This is a genomic window from Campylobacter concisus, assembly GCF_003049705.1.
Taxonomy (GTDB): domain Bacteria; phylum Campylobacterota; class Campylobacteria; order Campylobacterales; family Campylobacteraceae; genus Campylobacter_A; species Campylobacter_A concisus_AR.
The window spans coordinates 1-26866 of record NZ_PIRF01000004.1 but is presented as its reverse complement, the minus strand read 5'-3'; the positions used below and the strand labels follow the sequence as shown (position 1 = coordinate 26866).

At 38.9% G+C, this 26866-nt stretch carries 19 protein-coding genes and 2 pseudogenes; 18 read left to right on the top strand and 3 right to left on the bottom strand.

The features are described 5' to 3' along the window. Positions 1-16 precede the first annotated feature (16 nt). Positions 17-400 carry a flagellar assembly protein FliW gene (fliW, locus tag CVT05_RS05045; RefSeq protein ID WP_054196362.1) on the bottom strand — a complete coding sequence of 128 codons (384 nt, stop codon included), beginning with the start codon at positions 398-400 and terminating at the stop codon, positions 17-19. Between the two features lie 112 nt (positions 401-512). On the opposite strand from fliW, the gene CVT05_RS05040 reads away from it, so the two are divergent. Both CVT05_RS05040 and lon read left to right on the top strand, forming a co-directional pair. Next, positions 513-1160 carry an outer membrane protein assembly factor BamD gene (locus CVT05_RS05040; RefSeq protein ID WP_107698037.1) on the top strand — a complete coding sequence of 216 codons (648 nt, stop codon included), beginning with the start codon at positions 513-515 and terminating at the stop codon, positions 1158-1160. An 8-nt stretch (positions 1161-1168) separates the two neighbouring features. Beyond that, positions 1169-3586 (top strand): endopeptidase La, encoded by a 2418-nt coding sequence (gene lon / locus CVT05_RS05035; RefSeq protein WP_107698036.1) that lies wholly within the window; start codon positions 1169-1171, stop codon positions 3584-3586. Between the two features lie 263 nt (positions 3587-3849). Here lon and CVT05_RS05030 read toward each other — a convergent pair whose 3' ends face one another. Continuing rightward, on the bottom strand, positions 3850-4308 hold the full coding sequence (locus CVT05_RS05030; RefSeq protein ID WP_107698035.1) for a methylated-DNA--[protein]-cysteine S-methyltransferase: 459 nt from the start codon (positions 4306-4308) through the stop codon (positions 3850-3852). A gap of 125 nt (positions 4309-4433) precedes the next feature. Here CVT05_RS05030 and CVT05_RS05025 point away from each other — a divergent pair, with 125 nt between their 5' ends. Genes CVT05_RS05025 through ilvA form a run of 6 tightly spaced genes read left to right on the top strand, consistent with a single transcriptional unit; the run spans position 4434 to position 13066 of the window. Further along, positions 4434-7019 carry a bifunctional aconitate hydratase 2/2-methylisocitrate dehydratase gene (locus CVT05_RS05025; protein WP_107698034.1) on the top strand — a complete coding sequence of 862 codons (2586 nt, stop codon included), beginning with the start codon at positions 4434-4436 and terminating at the stop codon, positions 7017-7019. A gap of 36 nt (positions 7020-7055) precedes the next feature. Beyond that, positions 7056-8267 carry an ankyrin repeat domain-containing protein gene (locus tag CVT05_RS05020; protein WP_107698033.1) on the top strand — a complete coding sequence of 404 codons (1212 nt, stop codon included), beginning with the start codon at positions 7056-7058 and terminating at the stop codon, positions 8265-8267. 8 nt (positions 8268-8275) lie between these two features. Further along, positions 8276-9022 (top strand): SDR family NAD(P)-dependent oxidoreductase, encoded by a 747-nt coding sequence (locus tag CVT05_RS05015; RefSeq protein WP_107698032.1) that lies wholly within the window; start codon positions 8276-8278, stop codon positions 9020-9022. A gap of 9 nt (positions 9023-9031) precedes the next feature. Further along, entirely contained in the window at positions 9032-10726 is a 1695-nt protein-coding gene (locus tag CVT05_RS05010; protein WP_054196368.1) for a Na+/H+ antiporter NhaC family protein, read from the top strand. 2 nt (positions 10727-10728) lie between these two features. Next, complete coding sequence (gene trmA, locus CVT05_RS05005; protein ID WP_072594828.1) at positions 10729-11832, top strand: tRNA (uridine(54)-C5)-methyltransferase TrmA; 1104 nt, start codon at positions 10729-10731, stop codon at positions 11830-11832. 22 nt (positions 11833-11854) lie between these two features. Continuing rightward, positions 11855-13066 (top strand): threonine ammonia-lyase, encoded by a 1212-nt coding sequence (gene ilvA, locus CVT05_RS05000; protein ID WP_021090937.1) that lies wholly within the window; start codon positions 11855-11857, stop codon positions 13064-13066. Positions 13067-13112: 46 nt separating this feature from the next. Here ilvA and CVT05_RS04995 read toward each other — a convergent pair whose 3' ends face one another. Next, the gene (locus tag CVT05_RS04995) at positions 13113-16304 is read right to left on the bottom strand and encodes a S8 family serine peptidase (protein WP_107698031.1); all 3192 of its coding nucleotides are present in this window, start codon (positions 16302-16304) and stop codon (positions 13113-13115) included. Positions 16305-16584: 280 nt separating this feature from the next. Between CVT05_RS04995 and CVT05_RS04990 the strand changes: the two genes are divergently transcribed. From CVT05_RS04990 to CVT05_RS09690, 10 genes and pseudogenes are all read left to right on the top strand, one after another. After that, positions 16585-17280: a DUF4230 domain-containing protein gene (locus CVT05_RS04990; RefSeq protein ID WP_107698030.1), complete on the top strand. Its 696-nt coding sequence runs from the start codon at positions 16585-16587 to the stop codon at positions 17278-17280. 20 nt (positions 17281-17300) lie between these two features. Further along, on the top strand, positions 17301-18224 hold the full coding sequence (locus CVT05_RS04985; protein WP_107698029.1) for a Dyp-type peroxidase: 924 nt from the start codon (positions 17301-17303) through the stop codon (positions 18222-18224). 40 nt (positions 18225-18264) lie between these two features. Further along, positions 18265-18693 carry an EamA family transporter gene (locus tag CVT05_RS04980; protein ID WP_413784141.1) on the top strand — a complete coding sequence of 143 codons (429 nt, stop codon included), beginning with the start codon at positions 18265-18267 and terminating at the stop codon, positions 18691-18693. Between the two features lie 98 nt (positions 18694-18791). Further along, entirely contained in the window at positions 18792-19367 is a 576-nt protein-coding gene (locus CVT05_RS04975; RefSeq protein ID WP_087578577.1) for a cytochrome C, read from the top strand. Between the two features lie 84 nt (positions 19368-19451). Continuing rightward, complete coding sequence (locus tag CVT05_RS04970) at positions 19452-22019, top strand: molybdopterin-dependent oxidoreductase (RefSeq protein WP_107698028.1); 2568 nt, start codon at positions 19452-19454, stop codon at positions 22017-22019. Positions 22020-22176: 157 nt separating this feature from the next. Then, entirely contained in the window at positions 22177-22368 is a 192-nt protein-coding gene (locus CVT05_RS04965) for an EamA family transporter (RefSeq protein WP_103579865.1), read from the top strand. A 208-nt stretch (positions 22369-22576) separates the two neighbouring features. Continuing rightward, a pseudogene (locus CVT05_RS09705) lies at positions 22577-23308 on the top strand (cache domain-containing protein); the annotation flags it as partial. 303 nt (positions 23309-23611) lie between these two features. Then, complete coding sequence (locus CVT05_RS09700; RefSeq protein WP_413784140.1) at positions 23612-24544, top strand: methyl-accepting chemotaxis protein; 933 nt, start codon at positions 23612-23614, stop codon at positions 24542-24544. A gap of 197 nt (positions 24545-24741) precedes the next feature. Further along, positions 24742-25512: pseudogene (locus CVT05_RS09695) on the top strand (cache domain-containing protein); the annotation flags it as partial. Further along, positions 25495-26694 carry a methyl-accepting chemotaxis protein gene (locus CVT05_RS09690; RefSeq protein ID WP_413784139.1) on the top strand — a complete coding sequence of 400 codons (1200 nt, stop codon included), beginning with the start codon at positions 25495-25497 and terminating at the stop codon, positions 26692-26694. The pseudogene CVT05_RS09695 and the gene CVT05_RS09690, both read left to right, overlap by 18 nt. The last annotated feature ends 172 nt before the right edge of the window (positions 26695-26866 follow it).

Below are 26866 nucleotides of genomic sequence, written 5' to 3'. Positions count from 1 at the left end.
TAAAAGCTTTTAGCTACTATTTTTGTATAAAATTTTCTATCATTTCAGCTTGCCCGTACTGAGGATATTTGGCAATGTCTAAAACGACTTGAGATAAGGTCATATTATCCATATTGCAAACGATAGGAGCTATAAAATTTACAGTTGATTTTTCAAGCGGGAGTGCAACAACGATAATGTTATAAATTCTAAGTTGAGAGCTTTCTTTAATCTCCATAAGATCTTCATAATAGCTTGGGATATCGAATTCGTAGCTTCTTAATGCAAAAGGATTTATCATTGTAAAAGATGTCTCATCATCTTTGCTTGCTAGCTTAACAAAAAATTTATCAAGTTCAATTAACTCCATCGTCTTGATATGCTCAAAGCCTAAAATAGGGCTTTTAACACTAAAAATCATACTAACTCCTATTTTGTAAAGTTGCCGTATTTTATCATAGTTTTAAAAAATTTATACAAAAATAATAGCAAAAAATGTAGAATACGAGGATTTAAACTTTTTAAGGAAAAGCATGAAAAGATTTTCTAAATTTCTAGCAGTTATAGCTCTTTTGGGGCTTTTTAGTGGTTGTGCTGAAAAATATACCGAGCTTTACAATCTAACCCCCGATGAGTGGTATGCTCAGGTTATCGCTGATATAAAAGACGGTGATCTTGAAGCGGCCGATAAACACTATGTTTCAATGGCAAGTGAACACGTAGCAAGCCCACTTTTGGAGCAAATTTTACTTATCCTTGCCCAAGCTCACGCAAATGATGAAGAGTATCTAATGGCAAATCACTATCTTGACGAGTACATCAAAAGATATGGTGACAACGGCCCAAAAACAGAGTTTGCTCAGTATCTAAAGATAAAAGCAAATTTTGACTCATTTACTCAGCCAAACCGCAACCAAAAGCTTATGGAAGATAGCGTAACAGAGATCGAGAAATTTCTTTATATGTATCCAAATACTGAATATAAGCCACTTATTGAGACTATGCTTATTAAATTCAAACTTGCGCTTTACTTCCTAGATATGCAAATAGCTGATCTTTACAATAGGACTGGTCGTGATGTTTCGGCCAAAATTTACGAGCAAAAACTTGAAGAGTCACCGTTTAGAAATTCTGACCTTATCAAGCCTGATGTAGCATGGTATAGAAAACTGTTTGAATAGGAGAAATTTTGCAAATAAACGAAAATAAAGGCTTCCCAACTGAAATTCCTATTATCGTTGAGGACGAGCTATTTTTATATCCATTTATGATAACTCCGCTTTTTTTAAGCGATGATGAAAATTTAAAAGCACTTGAACTTGCCATACAAGAAGAGACTCCGATCCTTGTGGTGCCTACAAAGCCTCAGCAAGACGGCGCTAGAGACTTTGACGGCATATATGACGCAGGCGTAATCGGCACGATAATGCGCCGTGTGCCATTACCTGACGGACGCGTGAAGGTACTATTTCAGGGCATCGACAAAGGTAAAATTTTAAAACAATCAGGCATAAATCCGCTCCGCGGTATCGTTGATATGCTCCACGTAAAGCGCCCATCGCAGGTCAAAACTGATGCTCTTATCGTGGTTTTAAGAGAAAAAGTAAGAGAGCTTTCGCAGTTTAGCCACTTTTTCCCGCCTGATCTTTTAAAAACGATCGAAGAGAGCGCTGAAGCGATCAGAGTTTGTGACCTAGTTTCAAGCGCACTTCGCTTAAAAAAACAGATCGCTTATAGCTTTTTTGTTGAGGAAAATTTAGAGCAGCGCTTGCTAAAACTAATCGACTATGTTATCGAAGAGATCGAGGCAAATAAGCTTCAAAAAGAGATAAAAAATAAAGTCCATTCAAAGATCGACAAAACAAATAAAGAGTACTTTTTAAAAGAGCAGCTAAAGCAAATTCAAGCTGAGCTTGGAGCGGATACGAGCCGTGAAGAGGAGCTTGAAGAGTACCGCAAAAAGCTTGATGCGAAGAAGAAATTTATGGCCGAGGACGCCTACAAAGAGATCAAAAAGCAAATAGATAAGCTTTCGCGTATGCACCCAGACTCAGCTGACGCAAATACTTTGCAAAGCTATCTTGACTGGGTTTTAGAAATTCCATTTGAAAATGTAGCCAAGAAAAAGTCCTCTATCACTGAGGTGAGCAAACATTTAAATGCCGATCACTACAGCCTTGAAAAGCCAAAAGAGCGCATCGAGGAGTATTTTGCTTTGCGTGAGCTTTTGGAACTTAGAGGCGTTGGCGAAAAGGTAAACAATGGTGCTATTTTGTGCTTTGCAGGCCCTCCAGGCGTGGGTAAAACAAGCCTTGCAAACTCGATCGCAAAGGCGCTAAAGCGTGAGCTAGTTAGGATCGCTCTTGGTGGACTTGAAGACGTAAACGAACTAAGAGGCCACCGCCGCACCTATATAGGCGCTATGCCAGGGCGTATCGTGCAAGGACTCATAGAAGCTAAGCAGATGAATCCAGTAGTTGTTTTAGATGAGATTGATAAGGTTGGCAGAAGCTACAGAGGCGATCCGACTGCTGTTTTACTTGAAATTTTAGACCCAGAGCAAAATAATAAATTTAGAGATTATTACTTAAATTTCAACATCGATCTTAGCAAGATCATCTTCATCGCTACAGCAAATGACGTGAGCATGATACCAGCCGCACTTCGAGATAGGATGGAGTTTATCGAGCTTAGCTCATACACCCCACAAGAGAAATTTGAGATCGCTAAGAAATATCTCTTGCCTCAGGAGCTTAAAAAACACGGACTAAAACCAAGTGATGTGAGCATCAGCAAAGAGGCACTTGAGCTAATAATCAGCGACTATACAAGAGAGAGTGGTGTGAGAAATTTACGCCGTAGGATCGCTGATATATTAAGAAAAGTCGCTAAAAATATCCTTACCAAGAAAAGTGAGGGCAAGATCAGTGTCACAGCTAAAAATTTGAAAGAATTTTTAGAGAAAAAGGTTTATGAGATCGAGCCAGCGGATAAAAAAGATCAGATAGGTCTAGTAAATGGCCTCGCGTGGACTAGTGTCGGTGGTGACGTGCTAAGGATCGAGGCTATAAGGATTCAGGGTAAAGGCAGCATGCAGATCACAGGACAGCTAGGCGATGTGATGAAAGAGAGCGCTCAAATAGCATTTAGCGTGGTAAAAGTGCTGATCGATAACAAAAAACTAAAAGTACCAATGGCTATTGTGCCAAAACTAGATGACGACAAGCGCAAGCTCGAAGCTAGCGATGTTTATAGACACTATGATCTTCACTTGCACGTACCAGAGGGTGCTGTACCAAAAGACGGCCCAAGTGCTGGCATCACGATGGCAACTGCGATCGCATCTATACTAACCGACACAAAGGTAAGACACGACATAGCAATGACTGGTGAGATCACGCTAACTGGTAGAGTGCTACCGATCGGTGGTCTAAAAGAGAAGCTCATCGCTGCCCACAAAGCCGGCATCAAAACAGCTCTGATACCTCGTAAAAACTATGACCGTGACCTTATCGACATCCCAGCTGAAGTAAAGGGTGATATGAAGATCATTGCCGTAGATACGATAGATGATGTTTTAAAAAACGCTCTTGTAATTAAAAAATAATCAAAATCCTAGCCCCATTTAGCCTTACTTAGGGCTAGGAAATTTTTATAAATATACTACGAAGTAAAAATTTTAGGCTAGCTTGTTTACTCTTGAATAAAAAATAAATTTTAAAACTTTTTTATTCGCTTTGGCGGACTACTAAAATTTGTAAGATATTTTTATAAAATCTAGGTCTTGCAAAGCTCGCTGCTAAATTTAGAGCCGTGATATGCTCGTTCATAAATTTTAAAATTTGATGGATTTTTTTCTGTAAATTTTAGCTATTTATGCTTTGCTTCATGCTCTAAAAGCCAAATTTTAGTTGGTAGACCATCTCCGCCAGAGTAGCCACCAAGTCCGCTACTAGCTAGCACTCTGTGACAAGGTACAATAATAGGCACTGGATTTTTAGCATTGGCTGATCCTGCTGCTCGGTAGGCATTTTTGTGACCTACGGCAAATGCTAGGGCCGCGTATGTGGTCGTTTCTCCGTATGGTACTTTTTGTAAGGCCTCGTAAATTTTTGCTCTAAAATTAGTTGTTTTTATATCAAGTTTTGTGTTGAAGGTTTTAAGTTTGCCTTCAAAATATGCTTTTAGCTCATCAAGGCAAAGCCTTAAATTTTCATCTTTTACTGCCACGTTCTCATATTTATTTACAAAATTTATCTCGCAAATTCCATTTTTGCTGGCAACGATCTCTAAAATTCCAATGGGAGATTTTAGGTAAGCTTTTGACACATTTGCTCCTTGAAATTTGAAATTTTGGGCAAATTTTACTTTAGTTTGTTTTGCTTTTTGATAAAATGCAAGCAAAATAGCGATTTTAGACTAAAAATAACGAGCAAAAACCACAAAGGAATTTCATGAGCTTTTTTACCGACTACGAAAAACACGTGAGCGAGCGAGAAAAAGAGGGCGTGCCACCGCTTGCGCTAAATGCCAAGCAAACAAGCGAAATTTGCGAGCTAATAAAGCTTGCCAGCAAGTCTAGTTGCGACGAAAAGGCACAAAGTGAGCTAAAATTTCTTATAAATTTGCTTGAAACTCGTATCAATCCTGGCGTTGATGACGCAGCGAAGATAAAGGCGAACTTTCTTGGCGAAGTGATAGATGGGCTTGCTGTTAGCGGTCTTGATGCTATGCGTGCTATTAAAATTTTAGGCAAGATGCTTGGTGGATATAACGTGGAAATTTTGGTGCGAGCTCTAAAAAATAGCAATGAAAATATCGCTCGCGCTGCAGCAAATGAGCTAAAAAATATCATCCTGGTGCATGAATATTTTGACGAGATCGCAAAGCTAGCAAGTAGCAATAAATTTGCAAAAGAGGTGCTTGTTTCTTGGGCGAACGCAGAGTGGTTTACGCATAAAAAGCCAATCGAAACCTGTATAAACGCAGTCGTTTTTAAAGTACCTGGTGAGACAAATACAGATGACCTAAGTCCAGCGAGTGAGGCTTATACAAGAGCCGACATACCACTTCACGCAAAAGCAATGCTTGTTAAAAAGATGCCTGAGGGTCTAGAAATTTTAAAAGAACTTAAAACTCGTGGTAAAAAAGTGGCGTATGTTGGCGATGTGGTTGGCACTGGCAGCAGTAGAAAAAGCGGTATAAACTCGATCCAGTGGCACCTTGGTGATGAGATAGAGGGCGTGCCAAACAAAAAAACGGGTGGCATCGTGATCGGTACGACCATAGCTCCGATATTTTTTAATACCGCTGAAGATAGCGGTGCACTGCCGATAGTTGCAAACGTAAATGAGCTAGAAATGGGCGATGAGATAGAAATTTATCCATTTAAGGGTGAAATTTATAAGCTTATTGGCACTGAGAAAAAGCTCGTGGCAAATTTTAAACTAAGCCCAAATACTCTAAGCGATGAGATAAGAGCAGGTGGCAGGATACCACTTATGATAGGACGCCAAGTGACCAAAAAGGCCAGAGAGGCTCTAGGACTTGGCGAGGAGAAAATTTTTATAAAGCCAGATCAGCCAAAAGAGCAGAGCGGTGGCTATACGCTGGCTCAAAAGATGGTCGGCAAGGCTTGTGGCGTAGCTGGTGTGAGAGCTGGGGCTTATGTGGAGCCTGAAATTTTAACTGTTGGCTCGCAAGATACGACTGGGCCGATGACTAGAGATGAGATAAAAGAGCTTGCAAGCCTTAGTTTTGGCGCGGATTTTGTTTTGCAAAGCTTTTGCCATACGGCCGCTTACCCAAAGCCAAGTGATCTTGTGATGCATGAGAGCTTGCCAAAATTTATAAATTTACGTGGCGGTGTGAGTCTAAAACCAGGCGATGGCGTCATCCACTCTTGGCTAAACCGCATGGTACTTCCTGATACGGTGGGCACTGGTGGCGATAGTCATACGAGATTTCCTATCGGTATCAGCTTTCCGGCGGGCAGTGGTCTAGTGGCGTTTGCAGCGGTGCTTGGCATGATGCCACTAAATATGCCAGAGTCAGTTTTGATCAAATTTAAAGGCGAGCTAAAAGATGACGTGACGCTTAGGGATCTTGTAAATGCGATACCGTATTTTGCGATCAAAAAAGGACTTTTAAGCGTTGAAAAGAAAGATAAAAAGAATGTTTTTGCGGGTAAAATTTTAGAGATAGAAGGGCTCGAGAATCTAAAAGTAGAGCAGGCGTTTGAGCTAAGTGATGCTTCGGCTGAACGTTCAGCTGCGGCTTGTGTGGTAAATTTAAGCGTTGATAGTGTCGTGGAGTATGTTCGCTCAAATGTTGTGCTAATTGATGCGATGATAAAAGCTGGTTACGAGAGCCGTGAGACTCTGCTTAGACGAAAAGAAAAAATGCAAAAATGGCTAGAAAATCCAACGCTTTTAAGAGCCGATAAAGATGCAAAATATGCTGAAATTTTGGAGATCGATCTAGCTCAGATAGATGAGCCGATTTTGGCTTGTCCAAATGACCCAGACGATGTGGCAACGCTAAGTGAAATTTTAGCTGATAATAAAAGAGTGCATAATATCGATGAAGTTTTTGTTGGAAGCTGTATGACAAATATCGGCCATTACAGAGCACTTGCTAGAATTTTGGAGCGCGAGAGCAAGCTAACGACTAGGCTTTGGATCGCACCGCCAACTAAAATGGATAAAAAGACGCTCGAAGATGAGGGCGTTTATGAGATATTTAAACGGCTAAATGCTAGGACAGAGGTGCCAGGCTGCTCGCTTTGCATGGGTAATCAAGCAAGGGTGAACGACAACGCCGTCGTCTTTTCGACCTCGACTAGAAATTTTGACAACAGAATGGGCATGGGCGCGAAGGTCTATCTAGGAAGTGCCGAACTAGGCGCCGTATGCGCGCTACTAGGGCGTTTGCCAAAGGTTGATGAGTATAAAAAAATAGTAAGAGATAGCCTTAGTTTAAACAAAGATCAAATTTATAAATACCTAAATTTTAATGAAATAAGCGAGTTTAGTATATAAATTTGTTACAATGTCGCGAAATTTTAAGGAGCTTTGATGAGAAAGATAGTTTTTTCCTTCTTTTTTAGCGTTTGCCTTTTTGCAAATTTGCATGCACTAGAGTGCGGCGATTTGGCTAAAAAAGAGAGCTTTAAAACTACTCCAAAAGAGCTTGCTTATGCGAATGAGGGGCTATTTTTTTGTGATGGCTCGCTTCTAAATTTAAAAGAGGTAAAAGAGCTTTTTGACGCGAGCGTGGCAGTTAGGAGCGAGTCTCAAAGCTGCGTTGGCGAGGGCGTTTATAGAGAAAATTTAAATAAATTTAGATGGAACTTGCTAAAAGCCTCGTTTGCACCTGAGCTTTATCAAAAAGAGCTTGCAAAGCCAGAGGCTGCTGAAGCCCAAAAAGATGCTCAAATGGAGTATTTTAGGTACTGGGCAAACGAGAGCTTGTTTAACTTTTTAAAATATAAAAAATTCAGCGAAGCTTATAAAAACGCACAAACTCCGCTAGTTAAATTTTATGAGACTTTAGGCGTTGATAGTGCAAGTGCCGCTTACTACGCTACTAGCGTGATAAATGAGTTTTTAAGCTTTAGCGTTGGTAAAAATGTAAATAAAGCTAAAATTTTAACACCTGAGCAAAACATGATGGCACAAAGGATAAATTCCGATGAGCTGGCAAATTTGCTCTACTCGAAAAATTTTAGTACTGCTGAGCTTACAAATTTGCTTAATATCGCACTTTTAAACGAAAAAAGTAGCGACATGATAAAAGAGATCATAAGGCGTGGGGCCGATGTGAATTTGGGTGATGAGACACCGTTATTTTTTGCTTTAAAAAATATAGAAAATGTAAAAATTTTACTTGCAAATAAAGCCGATGTAAATCACAAAAATTTCTTTGGAAAAAGTGTACTTTTTTATGCTGTGCAGTTTAGCGATAAGCCACTTTGTGAGCTTTTGCTAAAAAATGGTGCCAATGCCAACGATAGCTACATAGATGAAAATGCCAAGATGAATATGATAAATTTGGGTATGGCGCAGGTTGAAGATACTTGTGGTCTAGAACACACAAATAGAAGCGTTTTTATGCATGCAGCAGCTCATGCAACGCCAGAAATTTTAAAGCTTTTGATGGATAATGGTGCTGATATTAATGCCACTGATGATGCTGGGTTTAATGCGCTTGACTATGCCATGAAAGAACAAAACGAAAAGACGATCAAATTTTTAGAAAATTTGGGTTTAAAACCAAATTTCAATTAGGAAAAATCATGAAAAAGACAGCTTTTGTAACTGGTGCAACATCTGGATTTGGCGAGGCGATCGCCAGAAGACTCTCAAAAGAGGGCTACAAGATAGTCGCTCTTGCAAGGCGAGAAGATAGGCTAAAAAAGCTTGCAGCAGAGCTTGGCGATACGCATATCATCGTAGCTGACATACGCGATAAAGAGGCTGTTTTTAAAGCGGTTGATAGCTTGCCTGAAAATTTTAAAGACATCGAAGTGCTTGTAAATAACGCTGGTATGGCGCTTGGACTTGAAAAGACGATAGATGCGAAGGTGGAGGACTTTGAGGCGATGATAGACACCAACGTCAAGGGTCTTATCTACTCGACAAAGGCGGTTTTGCCACTACTTTATAAGCAAGAAAAGGGCTATATATTTAACCTGGGTTCTACTGCTGGCTCATGGCCATATCCTGGAAGTAACGTTTATGGTGCTACAAAGGCCTTTGTAAAGCAGTTTAGTTTAAATTTAAGAAACGATCTAGTCGGCACAAATATCAGGGTGACAAACATCGAGCCAGGACTTTGCAAGACTGAATTTAGCGAGGTTAGATTTAGGGGAGATAAGGCAAAGGCGGATAGTCTTTATGAAAATACAAATTTCATCACATCTGAGGATATCGCGACGATTTTGGTAAATTGTCTAAATATGCCTGGAAGTGTCAACATAAATAGGGTCGAAGTCATGGCAAATACGCAGACTTGGGCTGGGCTTGCGATAGAAAAATTTTAAGGAGTTCTTGTGAGACAAATTTTATTATTACTTTTTTTTAGCGTTGCGCTTTTTGGTGTCGATCCAGAAGTGGCAAAGAGAAACGCTGAAATTTATGGCGTATTTACGCTTATACCACCTGTTGTGGCAATAGCACTTGCTTTTATCACAAAAGACGTTATATTGTCGCTATTTATAGGTGTTTTTAGTGGAACGTTTCTCATAAATATCATCAATGAAAACATCTTTATGGGTATCGTAAAAGGCTTTACAGGTATCGTTTCAAGAGTCGTTGAATCAATGGCTGACAAGACCGACTCAGGCATCTTACTTCAAGTGCTTTGTATCGGCGGCGTGGTCGCACTCATCACAAAGATGGGTGGCACAAAGGCGGTTGCTCTTTGGCTTAGTAAAAAGGCAAAAAGCGGCATTTCAGCTCAAATTTCAACATGGCTGATGGGAATTTTTGTGTTTTTTGATGACTATGCAAATGCTCTAATTGTAGGTCCAATTATGAGACCAATAAGTGATAAATTTAAAATAAGCCGCGAAAAACTAGCTTTTATCATAGATGCTACTGCGGCACCGATCGCTGGCATAGCTATCATCTCGACATGGGTTGGCCTTGAGGTTTCACTCATTGAAAAGGGCTATGAGCTAGTTGGAGAGACTGGTATTAACGCTTATTCTATATTTATCGAGACAATTCCATATAGATTTTATAACCTTTTTATACTATTTTTCATAGTTTGTACCGCCTTGATGCAACGTGAATACGGCCCAATGCTATTAGCTGAAAGACGCGCTAGAAGAGGTGAGCTTCACTCAGGTAAAACTCAAATCCAAGATCTTGAAGATAAAACACTTGAGCCAAAAGAGGGCGTAAAATTAAGCGCTGCAAATGCTGTTGTGCCACTTCTTGTGCTGGTCATTGGCGCATTTACTAGTTTTTACTTTAGTGGTCTTGCTGCACTTGAGGGTGATGCTCTTAAAAATGCACTTGCTAATCCGCTTTCATTTTCTACATTTAAAGATACCTTTGGCGCAGCTGACTCGGCTACATCGCTATTTCAAGCAGCACTACTTGCTAGTATCGTAGCTATCACAATGGGTGTTTGGCGTAAAATTTTTGACGTAAAAGAGGCTATCAGCACATGGGTAAAAGGCTGGAAGACTATGATAATTACGGTTGTCATTTTGCTTCTTGCGTGGAGCCTTAGTGCTGTTATCAAAGAGCTTGGCACATCAAGATATTTGGTTGATCTATTAAGCTCTTCAACGCCTAAATTTATCCTGCCAGTTGCTGTTTTTATCCTTGGTTCGTTTATTAGCTTCTCGACTGGAACAAGCTATGGCACAATGGGGATTTTAATGCCTCTAGCTATCCCACTAGCTTATGCTGTCGGCAAAAACTACGGCCTAGAGGGCGATGCGATGCACGCTTATATGATCGTAAATATCTCAGGCGTACTTACAGGTGCGATCTTTGGTGATCACTGCTCACCGATCTCGGATACTACGATCCTTTCATCAATGGGCGCAGGATGTAACCATATCGATCACGTCTCAACTCAAATGGTATATGCACTTAGTGTTTGTGCGGTTTGTGTGCTAGTTGGCTACTTGCCAGTTGCACTTGGTCTTAGCGTTTGGATCGCACTTCCTTGCGGATTTTTAGCGATTTGGGCACTAGTTAGATTTGTTGGAAAGAAAGTAGAAGCATAAATTTGGATTGCAATTATTTAAAAGAGTGCGGCTCTTGCACTCTTTTTGCCCCTTATGATGAGCAAATTTTATTTAAAACTGACCTTGTAAAACAAAATTTTTCAGAGTTTTATGATGGTGAGTTTGATGTTTTTAGCTCAACACCAAAACATTACCGCACAAGAGCTGAGTTTGGCATCTGGCATGAAGGCAGCAAGCTTTGCTATACGATGTATGCAAGCGAAAAGGGCAAAAAGGTCTTTATAGATGATTGCCCAAAGGTCTGCGAGCAAATTTCAGAGCTTATGCCAAGCTTGCTTTATAACTTACAAGAGAGCGAAATACTACGCGCAAAGCTTTTTGGAGTGGAATTTATCTCTTGTAAAAGCGGTATTTTGGTCACACTTCTTTACCATAAAAGGCTTGATGGCGAGTTCGAGGCGGCTATGAAAATTCTAGCTAGTAAGCTTGACGTCACCATACTTGCTAGATCGCGTGGGCAAAAGCTACTAAGTGGTGAGCTAAATTTGATCGATGAGCTAAATATTGGAGAGCAAATTTATAAATTTAGCCTATCTGAGAATGCCTTTATCCAGCCAAATAGAGCCGTAAATGAAAAGATGATAGCTTGGGCAAAAGAGTGCGTGCAAGGTGGCGCTGACCTACTGGAGCTTTACTGCGGACATGGAAATTTTACTATTCCGCTTTCGTTTAAATTTAATAATGTACTTGCCACTGAAATTTCAAAGAGCTCGATCGCAAATGCCCTTAAAAACTGCGAGCTAAATAAGGCTAAAAACATCAAATTTTTACGAATGGATGCTGATGAGCTTATGAGCGCATTTGCTGGCGTTAGGGAATTTAATAGACTAAAGGATATAAATTTAAGCGATTTTAACTTCTCTCACGTCCTTGTTGATCCGCCCCGTGCAGGACTAAGCGAAAGTGTCATAAATTTCATCAAAAATTTTAAAAATATCATCTATATATCGTGCAATCCAGAGACTCTAAAAGAAAATTTAAAAGAGCTTTGTAAAAGCCATAAAGTGATAAAATTTGCCATTTTTGATCAGTTTGCAAACACTCATCACATCGAGTGTGGCGTGCTACTAAGGGCAAAAGAATAATTTAAAAAAGGAAAAATAAAAAATGGTTTCACTAAATAAAATCATCCAAGCAAAGATCACGATCGGTCATTTTGTAAATAAAACTCCATTTGCTCTGAGTGCGAAACTTAGTAAAAATTTGGGTGCAAGCATCTATCTAAAAGAGGAAAATTTACAACGAACCGGAGCTTATAAAATAAGAGGCGCTTACAATAAAATAGCTAGCCTAAGTGATGAGGAGAGAAAGCGTGGTGTCGTGGCTGCAAGTGCTGGCAACCACGCTCAAGGCGTAGCGATAAGCGCGAAAGAATTTGGCGTACACGCTTGTATCATCATGCCAGAATCAACCCCGCTTCTAAAGGTTGCTGGTACGAAAGACCTTGGCGCAGAGGTTATTTTAAAAGGTGATAATTTCGATGAGGCGTACGCTTTTGCGGTTAATTACGCTAAAGATAAGGGTATGACCTTTGTTCACCCATTTAACGACGAGTATGTCATGGCAGGACAAGGCACTGTGGGGCTTGAGATGCTTGATGAGATAAGCGACCTTGATATAGTCATCGTCCCAGTTGGTGGAGGCGGATTAGCTAGTGGTGTGGCTAGTTGTATAAAGCAGGTCAATCCAAAGACAAAAGTAATCTGTGTCGGTGCAAAAGGCGCTCCAGCGATGTTTAATAGCTACGGTGCTAAAAAGAGCATAAACTCAAAATCAGTCCGCACCATAGCTGATGGCATCGCTGTGCGTGATGCGAGCGAGATCACATTAGCAAATATTATTGAGTGCGTTGATGAGTTTGTGCAAGTTGATGATGAGGAGATCGCAACTGCGATTTTGTTTTTGCTAGAGACTCAAAAGATCGTTGTAGAAGGAGCTGGCGCAGCTGGCGTGGCAGCACTTATGCATGATAAGATCAAATTTAAAAAAGGTGCGAAGATAGGCGTGGTACTAAGTGGCGGAAATATCGACGTACAGGTGCTTTCTATCATCATCGAAAAGGGTCTTATCAAGTCTCACCGCAAGATGACACTACAAATAACACTTGTGGATAAGCCAGGAGCGCTCATGAGCCTAACAGATAGCTTAAAATCAGCAAACGCAAACATCGTCAAGATCGACTACGATCGCTTCTCAACAAGGCTTGACTATGGCGATGCAAGTATTACGATCACGCTTGAGACAAAGGGTCTTGAGCATCAAGAAAAGATCAAAGAAGTGCTTACTAAAAACGGTTTTTCTTTCACTCAACTATTTTAATTTAATGGCTCGCTACTATTTAAAGTAGCGAGCATATTTTACCTAATTAAAACAAAATTTCAAATTTCGCATTTACGCTGTTTGACTTCACGTCTTTAGCAAAAGCACCTGTGTAAGATAGGCCTAAATTTATATTTTTATAAACATTCGCTTTTACACCAAGGCTAGCTGTGCCAAGATCGCGTACCTCTTTTCCTTCAAGTTCCAAGTATCCAGCATTTGCGATATTTACGCCGATATTTGGTCTTGTATCGCCAACTAGTCTATTGTAGGCTAGATCAGCTTCAAATTTCATCTTTGTACTACCAAGACTAAATGGCACACTAGGGTTTAGACCTATGCTAAATACACTTAAATTTCTAGTTTTTTCATCAACGTCCATTCTAAAAATTCCTACATTTTGGCTAGTGCTATCAGTTTTCATACGTAGATAGCTTGCGCCCACATAAGGATTTAGTGAGAAATTCGCACTATTAAATGCTGTTAGTGCCAAATTTGCGTAAGCAGTAAGTGCTTTTTCCTTGCTTTTTACATGCTCGTCTGAGTAAAAGCTAACAATCGTAGCACCATTTTGCGTTTTTCGTTTTGCATTTGTGTATATGAGACCGAGGTCTAGTTTTGTGCTAGCGATCAGGCTTTTTCCGTAGATGCCGATGCTTGTGCCTTTTGTTTTATAAGCATCATCGCCATCTTCTTTTACTTTTTCACTACTAGCACCAAGTACACCACCGAGCGTGAAAGCATCATTTACATTGCCGTCAAATCCAAAAAGCTGAGTGAATGAGTTTGCCTTTACATCATCAAATTTCATAGCATTAGCCATGGTGTTTGACCAAAAATTCATGCCACTTGCATCGATTGCTTTTGCACTGAATGGATCAAATTCGTGGTTGATGATCGCATTTTTGAGCAAGATATTTTCTAGTAAAAATGCATTATGTTGAGCTAAATTTGCATTATTTGCAAATGTTTTTAGCGTATCACTTGCTTCTTTTGGTGTAGCGTAGATGAAGTGTCTGTATAGATCGCTCGTGATGACTGCTGGTCTACTTCTAAACGGTGAAGCAAGGAGTGCCGGTCTGCTAGCTGTGCTCTCAATGAGCTGTGCTACTCTTTTTTGGTTGTCGCTAGCTGCTATACTTGTTATTGTATTTTTTGATTTTTTGAGTGTTAGTTCTAGCTTGTTGTCGCTATAGTTTCTAGTAAGGTCAAAAAATGCGTATTTTTTTGAGATAGTGTCGTTGTAGCCACTAAAATTTCCAGTTACGGCATAAGTTTTTGCCTTTGAGCTATCATCATATAGTCTTTTCATGACATCTACATCTGGCTCGCTTATATCTATGATAGAGTTCTTCTCAAAATTTAGATTTAAATTTGCTGCGTTATTTGAGATAATATAACTACCACCTGTTTTTATAGTAGCTTTTACTGCGTCATTTGTACTTTTTCTAGTTACATCTTTAAAAGATAGCTTTTGAGAAAATTTATTTCTATCAATTTCTCTAACACTCATCTCTTTAACAATCTCAAGTGCACCACCATTTTCGACTACTACCTCGCTTGATTTTAGTGATTGATTTAGTGCTGTGATCTTGCCGCTTTTTATTATAGTATTGCCAGTGTATGAGTTGGTTCCTGCTAGTTTTAGAGTGCCTAGGCCTCTCTTAATAAGAGTTCCTTCATAGCCCTCGCTAGCTCTTTGTTCTCTCGCTTTTTCTCTAGCGTTACCCATATCAAGTTCAGCCCTTTGCTCGGCTGTTAAATTTGACATTTTCTCAAGCTCAGCCTTGCGATTATCCCAAATTTTTGCCTCTGCCTCATCTTCAGTCTTTCTGTATTTTATAGCTACATCACTGATATTATTTGAGTAAAGATCATCTGTGTCTAGACTTACATCAAATACGCCTAGTAGCTGTCCTGGTCCAAACATAGCCTTTGACATATCAAGTGCTCCCCAGCCCCAGCGCTCATCAGGTACGCCAAGTGGCGCAGTAAAACCAGAAATTCTTCTTGTATCGGCTGGCTTTTTAAACTCGTCCCTAACTTGTCTTGCGGTAGTTAGCAAAACATCTCTTGCTTGAGAGTTACTCATATATGGGTATCTTTGCATGACAAGACCAAGTGCGCCAGTGACATGTGGAGCTGCCATTGATGTACCATCCCAGCTCTCGTAACCAGCGTTTCCATTTTTAGGATCAACTGTGCTTGATTTTATACTTTTGCCAGGTGCTGCGATACTCCACCATTTTGAGTGTCCTGCGGTATTAAAATGTTGTGCATCGCCATCTGTCATTCCAGTAACGTTTATCCAGTATTTTTCAGCATCTGGACGAAAATATGGAAGCATTGCTCTTGTGTATGACTCTTTCATGCCATTTCTATTTCCGGCAGTGAAGACTTGAATGATGCCGTATTTTTTGGCGACTTCATAAGCAGCATCTAAGAAATTTTTACCATTTGTGACAAATGGATAGTAGCTTTTATAGGCTGCGTCAAGATCTTTTATATCTAAGCTATTGCCGCCATCAAATCCAGTTGCTCCCTCATAAGCTTTATAAAATTTTCGGTTTGAACCCCAACTATTATTTATAGCTCTTGCACCAGCTTTGGCCAACCCCTCATAAGATGCTAAAAAGAAGTTGTAGTCTTGGTTTGGTCCATATGTCATACCATCGGTTCCGCCAGTATTTCCTACTATAAGTTTTGAGTCAAATGCTACACCATGCATCCCTTTACCATCTCTTGAGCCAGCAATTGTGCCAGCTACGTGCGTGCCGTGCGAGTCGTTTACACCAGCGATCCAGTTGCCATCAGCTTCAAATTTATCACCTTTTTTAAAGTCGCCAAAGTCAGCTCTATTTTTATCAGTGCTTCCCTTTTTTAAAAAAGGAGAGTTGCCGTGCTCAGTATCTGGATATTTTTGTCCGTCTTTGTAGTAGCTACCAGAAATTTTTAGTGCGCTTATCCTACCGTCACTAAGTTCAGGGTGGCTAAGTAATGTGCCAGAGTCCATAACACCAAGCGTCACACCTTTGCCCGTCACTCCAAGAGCATATGCGATAGCTGCATTGATACGCTTTAGTCCCCAGTATGCTTTATACTCAGTGCTCTCCCAGCTACTTATGTCACCAAATTTGCCACTTTCTTGATCGTTAGCATTTAGTGAATTTGCAAACAAAAGAGTACAACAAGCCGCGCTTATCAAAATACATTTTTTATTTAAAATGGATCTTTTCACATCTCATCCTTTTGCATAAAATTTAAATGGATTGTAATATCCTTAAAATAAATTATTAATTAAAATATTAAAATTTATGATAAAAATTTACTTTAATAATCCCTTTTTTACGCTATTTTTACTATAAGATATGAAAAAATGATCAAGATAATATCACTTAAATATTATTAATTACGATTTTATTTTAAAACAATTATTTAAATATAATTTTTAATAAAAGTAGAATTTCACCTTTGCTTTACAAATTTAAGCTAAAATAGCAAGCTTTAAAGGAGAAAAAATGAGCGAATATGCAAATTTGATATTAGCTATCTTACTAGCTGTTTTGGCATTTGCATTTTATAGGTCAAATAAGGCGTTAAAAAAGGCAAAAGATGATAGTGAAAATGTCTCGGTCAGTACTGAAATTTCACAGCTAAAAAGCATCGGCGAGCTTTCAGTTTTTCAAGTTTATAGCAAAGAGATCGTCACAAAAACTGATCATGCGTTTGGAAATTTTGGCAAAGAGTATCTAAGATGGCTTATAAGCGAGAAGAAGCTTTCGATGATATTTGAGTTTGAGATAAATTTCATCTACGATCTAACTAGCCCTAGACTCGAGATCACGCAGATCGCAAACTCTAGCTATAAGATAAAAATGCCTCCTTGCAAGTATAAATTTTCGATCGCCGATATGAAATTTTACGATGAGAAAAACGGCAAATTTATACCATTTTTACTGCCTGACTCGCTAAATGGCTTTTTTGGCAGCACTTTTACAGAAGAAGATAAAAATAGGCTAATAGAAGAAGCTAGAAACGAAGTCAAAAAGATGAGCGTTCGCCTTATCTCACAGCTTCAAAGCAAAATTCATAAATCAGCTCGCGATACGCTTGAAGCGATAGCTAAGAGCTTTGGCGCAAATAAAGTTGAGTTTTTCTTTGACGATAATGATGAGCAGATAAGCTCGCAACTAAATTTAGAAAATATTGCATAAAACTTTAAAAAGGAGAAAAAATGAGCGTAAATTCACAGGAAGTCACGCAGACACCAGGCAACAACACAGTCTTTCAAACATGGGTTTTAACAGCTGATAAAAAGGCTTGTAAAGAGGGTTTTGCCGAGATTTGCGCCCTGGTTGTAAATTTAAATAAAACTGCCAAGATTAGATTTGGCGCAAATGAAAATGTAAACTGCGTCCTTGGCGTGGGTCACGATGCTTGGAAAAAGCTTGAAATTTCAAAAGAATTGCCAAAAGAGCTTGTAAATTTTAAAGCGATCAAAGGCGATAAACACGAGGCTGTTAGCACAAAGGGCGATATCCACATCCATATCCGCGCTTTAAATGCACCTGATTGCTTCGATATGGCTCAAGCAATAAAAGCTGTGCTTTTTAAATTTGCAGAGCTTACAGACGAGACGCAAGGCTTTAAGTATCATGATGGCAGGGCGATAATTGGCTTTGTTGATGGTACTGAAAACCCTGAGGGTGAGGATAGAGATTTCTTTGCTAAAGTTGGCGATGAGGACGCTAAATTTAAAGGCGGTAGCTACGTTTTTGTACAAAAATATCTTCACAATATGAAAGAGTGGAACGCTACAAGCATAAGTGAGCAAGAAAAGGTAATAGGTCGCTCAAAAGAGCTTGACATCGAGATGAGCGAAGATGTAAAACCTACAAATTCACACTCAGCTGCTGCAAACGTCGGAGATAATAAAAAGGTCGTGCGTGGCAATATGCCATTTACCGAGGGCAGCAAAACTGGCACTTACTTCATCGCTTATGCGAGCACGTTTTCAACGGTTGAGCTTATGCTTAAAAAGATGTTTATCGGCGAGCCAAAGGGTAACTCAGATAGGCTGCTTGACTTTAGTACGCCAGTAACTGGTGCCTTATACTTTGTTCCAACAGTTGATATGCTTGGCGATTATGAGGGCTAAATTTAAATGGGTGAGGCAACTTGCCCTTTTAAATTTTTAAATAAAAATGCCAGAGTGGTTTATCTACGCAGCTCTTTCAGCTGTTTTTGCTGCACTTACCGCGATCTTTGCAAAGCTTGGTGTAAAGGACATTGACAGTGATTTTGCGACATTTATAAGAACGATCGTTGTTATTCTTATGCTTGTTTTGCTTTTAAGTGTGGCTAAAAAATGGCAGCCACTAAGCTCTCTAAGTCCTAAAAACTGGCTCTTTCTCATATTAAGTGGCATAGCAACTGGGCTTTCGTGGCTCATGTATTTTAAAGCTATGCAGGCAGGCAAGGTCTATCAAGTGGCGCTGGTTGATAAATTTAGCGTTGTGCTTGCTATTATTTTGGCTGTCATCTTTCTTGGCGAGAGGTTAAATTTAAAAGAAATTTTAGCCGTCTGCCTTATCGTGTCTGGTGTATTTTTACTCATTTTTAAATAAAATTTTCTGCATTATTCTTAAAATATATTTTTAATTTTAATTTGTAATTCATTAAAAAGCTCCTAAAATTTGAACAATTTCATTTTGAAGGGAGAAATATGAAAGAAATCATTCTATCAACCATCGTGGCTTGTGCGGCATTTGGTGCTAGTGTAAACTACACAGATGTTGTAAAAGATGTTTACGGTGATGCTAGCTCAACAAAAAGTATAGGCAGACTGCTACCAACCAACGCAGTTGAAATTTTACAAACAAGCGGTGACAGAGCGCAAATTAAAGTAAAAGGCTATCAAAATCCAGCTGTTAGCAACGTAGTTTATTTTGCTGATGGCGCGAGGATTATCTCGGTGGCATTTGCAAAAACTGCACCTTTTGATATTAAAGTGATCAAAGAGGGCAAAAACGGCAAATGGAATGAAGTAGAAACAACAGTTTTTGTTCAAAAAGATGGCTTTAGCACTGACGTAAACGCAATGTTTGCAAAAGCTGACAAGATGTATAAAGAGAGCTGTGGTGTTTGCCATGCGTTGCCTCAAACCACACATTTCAATGCAAACCAATGGCCGTCACTTCTAAAATCAATGATCGGCAGAACCGCAATAGAGAAAAAAGACGAGTGGTTGGTTGTTGAATACCTTCAAAAACACTCATCTGACGTAAACCTAGGTAAATAAGCAAAACTTTTGTAGCGGCGAGTAAAAACAAATATTAAAGTTTAGCTTATTCAAAAGAGAACTTAAAAATGAAAGGGAGATAAGATGAACGAGAACAGACGAGAATTTCTAAAAAAAGGTGCTACAGCAATTGCAGCGACACCTTTGCTTTCAAGCGTAACAGCTTCAAATTTATTTGCTGATGGTGTAAAAAAGAGTGTTTTAAGAGATGGCGAGGTCATCACAGCCGCTCACTGGGGTATGCTAAAAGTGACAACCAAAAACGGCGTTGCAGTAAAGTCAGAGCCTATCCAAAAAACAAGTGAAATTTACAACCCACTTCAGCACTACACACCAGATATGATCTATAAAAGTCGTATCAAACGCCCAGCAGTAAGAAAGAGCTATCTTGAAAATCCAGATAGTCCAAAGCCAGAGCTTCGCGGCAAGGATGAGTGGGTTGAGGTGCCTTACGAAGAGGCGATCAAGCTAGTTGCAAGAGAGCTTAAAAAGACAAGAGCGCAAAAAGGCTTGCAAAGCGTATTTGCGGGCAGTTACGGCTGGAAGTCAAGCGGCAACGTGCATAACTCGAGAATTTTACTTCATAGATTTATGAATTTAAGCGGCGGCTTTGTTGGCTCACTAGGAGATTACTCAACAGGTGCTAGTCAGATCATCATGCCTCACGTCGTGGGTAGTATCGAGGTCTATGAGCAGCAAACCAGCTGGCCCGTAGTACTAGAAAACTCAAAAGTTGTCGTCATCTGGGGTGCAAACCCACTTGCGACACTTCGCATAGCTTGGACAGCGACTGATGAGCAAGGCTTTAAGTACTTTGAAGAGCTTAAAAACAAAAAAGATATCAAAGTGATCATTATTGATCCTATCAAGAGCGACACAGCGCAATACTTTGATAACGCTCAGTGGATAGCTCCTGTGCCAAACACCGACACAGCGATGATGCTTGGTATGATGCACTACCTATATGAAAGCGGCAAGTATGATAAAAATTTCGTTGAAACCTACACAACAGGCTTTGATAAATTTCTCCCATATCTACTTGGTAAGACAGACAATACTCCTAAAAATTTAGAGTGGGCGAGCAAAATTTGTGGCATCGATAAAGATACTTTAAAAGAGCTAGCTGATACATTTGTCGCAAACCGCACTATGATAATGAGTGGTTGGGGTATGCAGCGCGCTCACCACGGCGAGCAACCACACTGGGCGATGGTGACACTAGCAGCTATGATTGGTCAGATCGGACTTCCTGGTGGGGGATTTGGGCTTAGCTATCACTATTCAAACGGCGGCGCACCAACATGCAAGGGTGCAGTCATTGGCGGAGTAAATAGCGCAAGTGTGGGTAAATTTAACGATAAGGGCGAGTTTATCGGCACAGACACAGGCGAGTTTGATAAACGAGGTCGCTTCGTCGCAAAGGCAGCTGCAGCAGCAGGTACAGGCCAAAGTTGGCTACAAAAAGCAACCAACTATGCCTTCCCGGTCGCAAGGATTGCTGATGCGTTGCTACATCCTGGTAAAGTGATCGACCACGACGGCAAAAAGATCACCTATCCAGATATCGACTTTATCTACTGGGTCGGCGGTAACCCACTTGTGCACCACCAAGATACAAATACAAATTTAAAAGCGTGGAGAAAGCCAAGAACGGTTGTCGTACATGAATCATACTGGACACCGACAGCAAAAATGGCTGATATAGTATTTCCTGTCACTACAGAGTATGAGAGAAACGATATCACCATGACTGGCGACTACTCAAATATGAACATCGTGCCGATGAAACAAGTCGTTGAAAAATACCACGAGGCAAGAGACGACTACCAAATTTTCACTGATCTTTGCAAGGCTTATGCTAAAAATTTGGTCATTGCCTACACAGATAACGGCAAGGATGAGTTTGACTGGATCAAAGAGTACTATGACGCAGCCTACGCCCAGGTCAAGGCTGTGCCAGAGCTCACAACTAATATGAAGCCATTTGAAGAGTTTTGGAACGAGAACAAGCCAATTACATTTGCCTCATCTCAAGATAGCGATAGCTGGGTGAGATTTGGCGAATTTAGAGAAGATCCTGTGCTAAATGCTCTTGGAACCCCAAGCGGCCTTATAGAAATTTACTCAGAGACTATCGAGAAAATGGGTTACGACGACTGCAAGGCACACCCAATGTGGTTTGAGCCAATCGAGTGGCTAGGCATGAAAGATAAACCGGCTAAATTCCACATGATAAGCGCTCACCCAACTGACCGCTTGCACTCACAGTTAAGCCAAACCTCACTTCGAGACAAATACGCTATCGCAAACCGCGAGCCTATCTGGATTAACGAAAAAGACGCAAAAGAGCTTGGTGTACAAAGTGGTGATTTGGTGCGTGTGTTTAACGCACGTGGCGAGGTTCTAGCAGGTGCTCATGTGACTAAAAATATCAAAGAGGGCGTTGTAAAACTAGCTGAGGGCGCTTGGTATGACGGCTTTGATAGTGGCATCTGCAAAAACGGCTCTGCAAACGTGCTAACCATAGATATCCCAACAAGCAAGCTAGCAAATGGCAATATTAGCCATACAGCTCTTGTAAATATCGAGAAATATAAAGGCGACGAGGCGTTAAAGCTTACAGCTTTTGCTGAACCAAAAATTTCTAAATAATATTAAAAGCAGGGGAGCGATCTCCTGCTTTTGAACTTAAAGTTTAAAATAAATCTACTACTCACAAAAGCTTAAATTTATATTAAAGCCTATAGCTTTATAAATTTTTTATTTTGCAATTATATTTGTAAAACTTGACGTAAAGGATGTCACCACTGTGTTATTTCGTCCTGTGTGTTTTAAAGAGATACAAGCAGGTAAGGTTTATCGAGTGGCGCTGGTTGATAAATTTAGCGTTGTGATTGCTATTATTTTGGCTGTCATCTTTCTTGGTGAGAGGCTAAATTACAAAGAAATTTTAGCCATTTGTCTTATTATTTCAGGCGTTATTTTATTGATTTTCAAGTAAAAATTTATACTCTATATCTAGCAAAATAACAAAAAACAAAACTAGCTTATTTAATGGCATTTTGTGATCTAAAATTTATTCAAAAATTTTTAATTATCAAGATATCTTTATTAATTTTTAAAAAGCATTAAATAGAGGGTAAATTTAATACTAATTTTAATTCTTTTTCGATAAATTAAAGCGATTATAACTTTTTAAAGGAGGAAAGATGAAGTCCATAACTTCAAAGATAGCGATGATTATCATCTCATTGCTAGTTATTTCGTTTGCTGCTATTTCAGCAGTCAGCTACTATACAGCGGAAAGTAAGGTAGTAGAGTTGGTCAGCCAGACCCAGGATCAGATTCTAAGTGACATCAAAGCTACTACGGATTCTTTTTTTGAAGATTATTTAGAAGTTGCCAAAAAGTCTGCTTCAGATATAGCACAAATACCAAATAATGATGACTCGTACATGGAAAAAACAAAAATGCAAAAAGAAAGCGTTAGTCATCTAGTTACTGATATTTTTTATGGTCGCGAGAGTGATGGACATTTTTTCCAATCAGATGGAACTAGAACAACTCCAGCCGATAACTACGATCCTAGAACTAGAGGCTGGTATAAAGCAGCAAAGAGTGCAAATGGTGCTATATATACCGAACCTTACAAAGCTGCCTTGTCTAATGCTTTAGTAATTAGCTTTGCCGCTCCAGTAAATAAAAATGGAAATTTTGATGGTGTTTTGGGGCTTGATTTAAATATAGATGCTTTAAGTAAAAAAATTCTCGAAATGGGTAAAACGAAATACGGTTACGTCTTTTTAATGAACAAAGACGGCTTAATGCTAATGCACAATGACCCAAACAATGTTGGTAAAACCGTTCCTGCTAGCAAATATATTGCTGAGGTTTTTGCAGCTAAAAAATTTGATGAAAATGGACTTATCCCTTATACAAACTATAAAGGCGAAAACGTAACTGCTAAAGTCCTTCCTATAAATGATCAGGGCTGGCTGGCCGTAGCCGCTATCGGAGCAGATACTTTTTCGTCTAATACCTTACCTTTATTAAAAGCTCAAATAATCCTAGCCGTAGCTTTTATAGTCATACTTTCGGCTATCGTATTTACTCTTCTTAAAAAATCCCTTAGCCCTATTAGAACTATTCAAACCAAGCTTGAAGACGCGTTTAAATTCATCACCTACGAAACCCCTAACGCTCCGGAAAAGCTAGTAGTAACTACCAAAGACGAATTCGGCAGAATGAGCGAATCTATTAACGATAATATAGAAAAAGTCCTTAACGGCGTTAAAAAAGACAGCGCCTTAATAGAGGAGATGAACGGTATAGCAAATCTCATGATAAAAGGACACATGGGGGCTAAGATTAACTCCGTCCCTAATAATCCGGCTTTAGTTCAGTTAAAAGATCTGCTAAATAAATTCTTTGCGTCAATTTCTGAAAATTTAAAAGGAATAGCGGTAGTTTTAGCTTCTTACAATAAAAACGACTACACTCCTAAACTAGAGCTAAAACCGGAGCTTGAAAGCGATCTAAGAGATATGATAGTAGGCCTTCAAAGCGCGGGCGACGCCGTAAGCAATATGCTAAGGGAAAATTTAAAAGAAGCTCAGGTCCTAGAAGAAAAAGCCAAAATCCTAGCAGAATCTATGAGAACCCTAACCGACGGAGCCCATAAGCAAGCCGACTCCATACAAGAAAGCGCGGCGGCTATAGAAGAGATGAGCAGTTCTATGAACGCTATTAGCCAAAAGGCTAGCGACGTAACTAGACAAAGCGAAGAGATTAAAAATATCATCGTTATTATTAGAGATATAGCCGATCAAACCAATCTACTTGCTCTAAATGCGGCTATCGAGGCAGCTAGAGCGGGTGAACACGGCAGAGGCTTTGCCGTAGTTGCCGACGAGGTTAGAAAACTAGCAGAGCGAACTCAAAAATCACTTGGTGAGATCGAAGCTAACGCAAATGTTCTAGCTCAAAGCATCAATGAGATGAGTGAAAGCATCAGAGAGCAAAGCGAAGGCATAAATATGATAAATCAAAGCGTAAGTCAGATCGACAGTATTACAAAACAAAATATAAATATTGTTGGTACAACAAACGAAATTACTGACCAAATAGACGACATGGCTAAGACGATAGTAGCCGACGTTAGAAAGAATAAATTTTAATTTCAGACCGAATTTAGGGATTTGCTTCCCCTAAATTCTAATTTTATATCGCTGATTTTAACTACCTAGAATGAAAAAATAATTTAAAATTATTATTTAATGTATACATCACTATTTTGTAATTAATATTATTTAATACTATTTAATATAAAAAAATATAGAATCGCATCTTAAAAATTTTTGTAAAAGGAAAGTAAATGCGATCAATTGCAAACAAAATATCTTTAATGCTAATACTGGCATTATTTATATCATTCTCGCTAATATCTATAGCTAGCTATAACACAGCTCATGATAAAGCCATTGAGTTAGTAATACAAACTCAAAAGCAAATCTTAAAAGATGTGAAAATCACATTAAATAGCTTTTTTGATAACAATCAGTATGCTATAGAGAAAATGGCTGAGACTCTTAGTAAGATAAGCGAGAAAAGTGATGGCTCGATGAATGCAGATGGTATAAATTTAGCTTTATCTCAAGCAAAAGCTATATCTGGAAAAGAGATCACTCTTGTTTACGCTGGATATGAGGATGGGGCTATGTTTAGATCAAATGGGCAAAATAAAGCTGGATATGATCCAAGAGTTAGAGGATGGTATAAACAAGCTAAAGCCGAGAATAAGCCAATATATACTGATCCATATATGGCAGCTTCATTAAATGCGATGGTTATAACCTTTGCTGCACCTATTAAAAATATTGGAGTTACTGGTATAGATGCATCTATTGAGGAGTTGAGCAATAATATATCGCAAATCAGTAAGACTGAATACAGCTATGCTTTTGTTACAGATCAAAATGGCAACGTTATAATGCACCCAAATAAAGAATTAGTCGGCAAACCTCACGAGATCGCTAAAAGCCTAATAAAACAATATAATGAAAAGAAATTTGATGAAAATGGATTAATAGCATATAAAAATACAAAAGGCGAAGATGTCTATGCTTATATGTTAGAGATAAATGATAAAGGTTGGTTAGCAATAACAGCAATGGATCAAAATATCTTTAGCTCGCATACTTTGCCTATTTTAAAAGTTCAGATTATTTTAGCCTTTATATTTATAGTTGTCTTATCTTTGATTGTATATTTCTTGCTAAAAAGATCGCTTAATCCTATTAAAACTATTACAGATGCTTTGGTTAGTTTCTTTAGGTTTTTAAATTTTGAGATAAAAGAGCCAGTTGTTTCAAAGGTGGCAACAAAAGATGAATTTGGCGTAATGAGCAAACTAATAAATGATAATATTGCTAAAATTTTTGACAATGCCGATCAAGACTCTAGAGTGGTATCTCAATCTGTTGAGACTGCAAAGGCGATAGAAAATGGAAATCTAAAAGCAAGAATAGTAGATGTTCCAGCCAATCCAAAACTAATTGAATTAAAAGATGTCTTAAATAAAATGCTAGATGTTTTGGAAAAAAGAGTCGGTAGCGATTTAAATATGATCCAAAAAACTTTTAATGATTTTAGAAATTCTGATTTTACTTCAAGAATTTTGGATGCCAAAGGTAATGTCGAACTAGTAACAAATGAGCTTGGCGAAGAGATAGCTAATATGCTTGCATTTAACCTAAAACAAGCACAATTCTTAGAAGAAAAAGCCAAAAATTTAGATGCATCAATGAAACAAGTAACTCAAGGTGCTAGCACACAGGCAAATTCTCTTCAAGAAAGTGCTGCTGCGATCGAGCAAATGAGTAGCTCAATGAGTGCAATTAGTCAAAAGACTGTAGATGTTATAAAACAATCTGAAGAGATTAAAAATATCATCGTTATTATTAGAGATATTGCAGATCAAACCAACCTACTTGCTCTAAACGCTGCTATCGAGGCAGCGCGTGCTGGTGAGCATGGACGAGGATTTGCTGTAGTTGCTGACGAGGTTAGAAAACTAGCCGAGCGCACCCAAAAATCACTTGGCGAGATCGAAACTAATGCAAATATACTTACTCAAAGTATCAATGAGATGAGTGAGAGCATCAGAGAGCAAAGTGAAGGCATAAATATGATAAATCAAAGTGTAAGCCAGATTGACAGCATTACAAAGCAAAATGTTGATATCGTGAGCTCAACGAATGAAATCACTGCCCAAATCGATGAAATGGCTAAGACGATAGTAGCCGATGTTAAAAAGAATAAATTTTAACCTTATAGCTTAACACCTAAAATTTTATTAATATTTCATCCTCAAAATTTGAGGATGAAAATAACTCCTTTTTATCTCTAATCTTAAAATTATTTTTTATTTTATAAATATAATAAAATTTTTTAAAATTATCTAATTTTTATAGCTTTATAGTGATATCGCTAGTTAAATT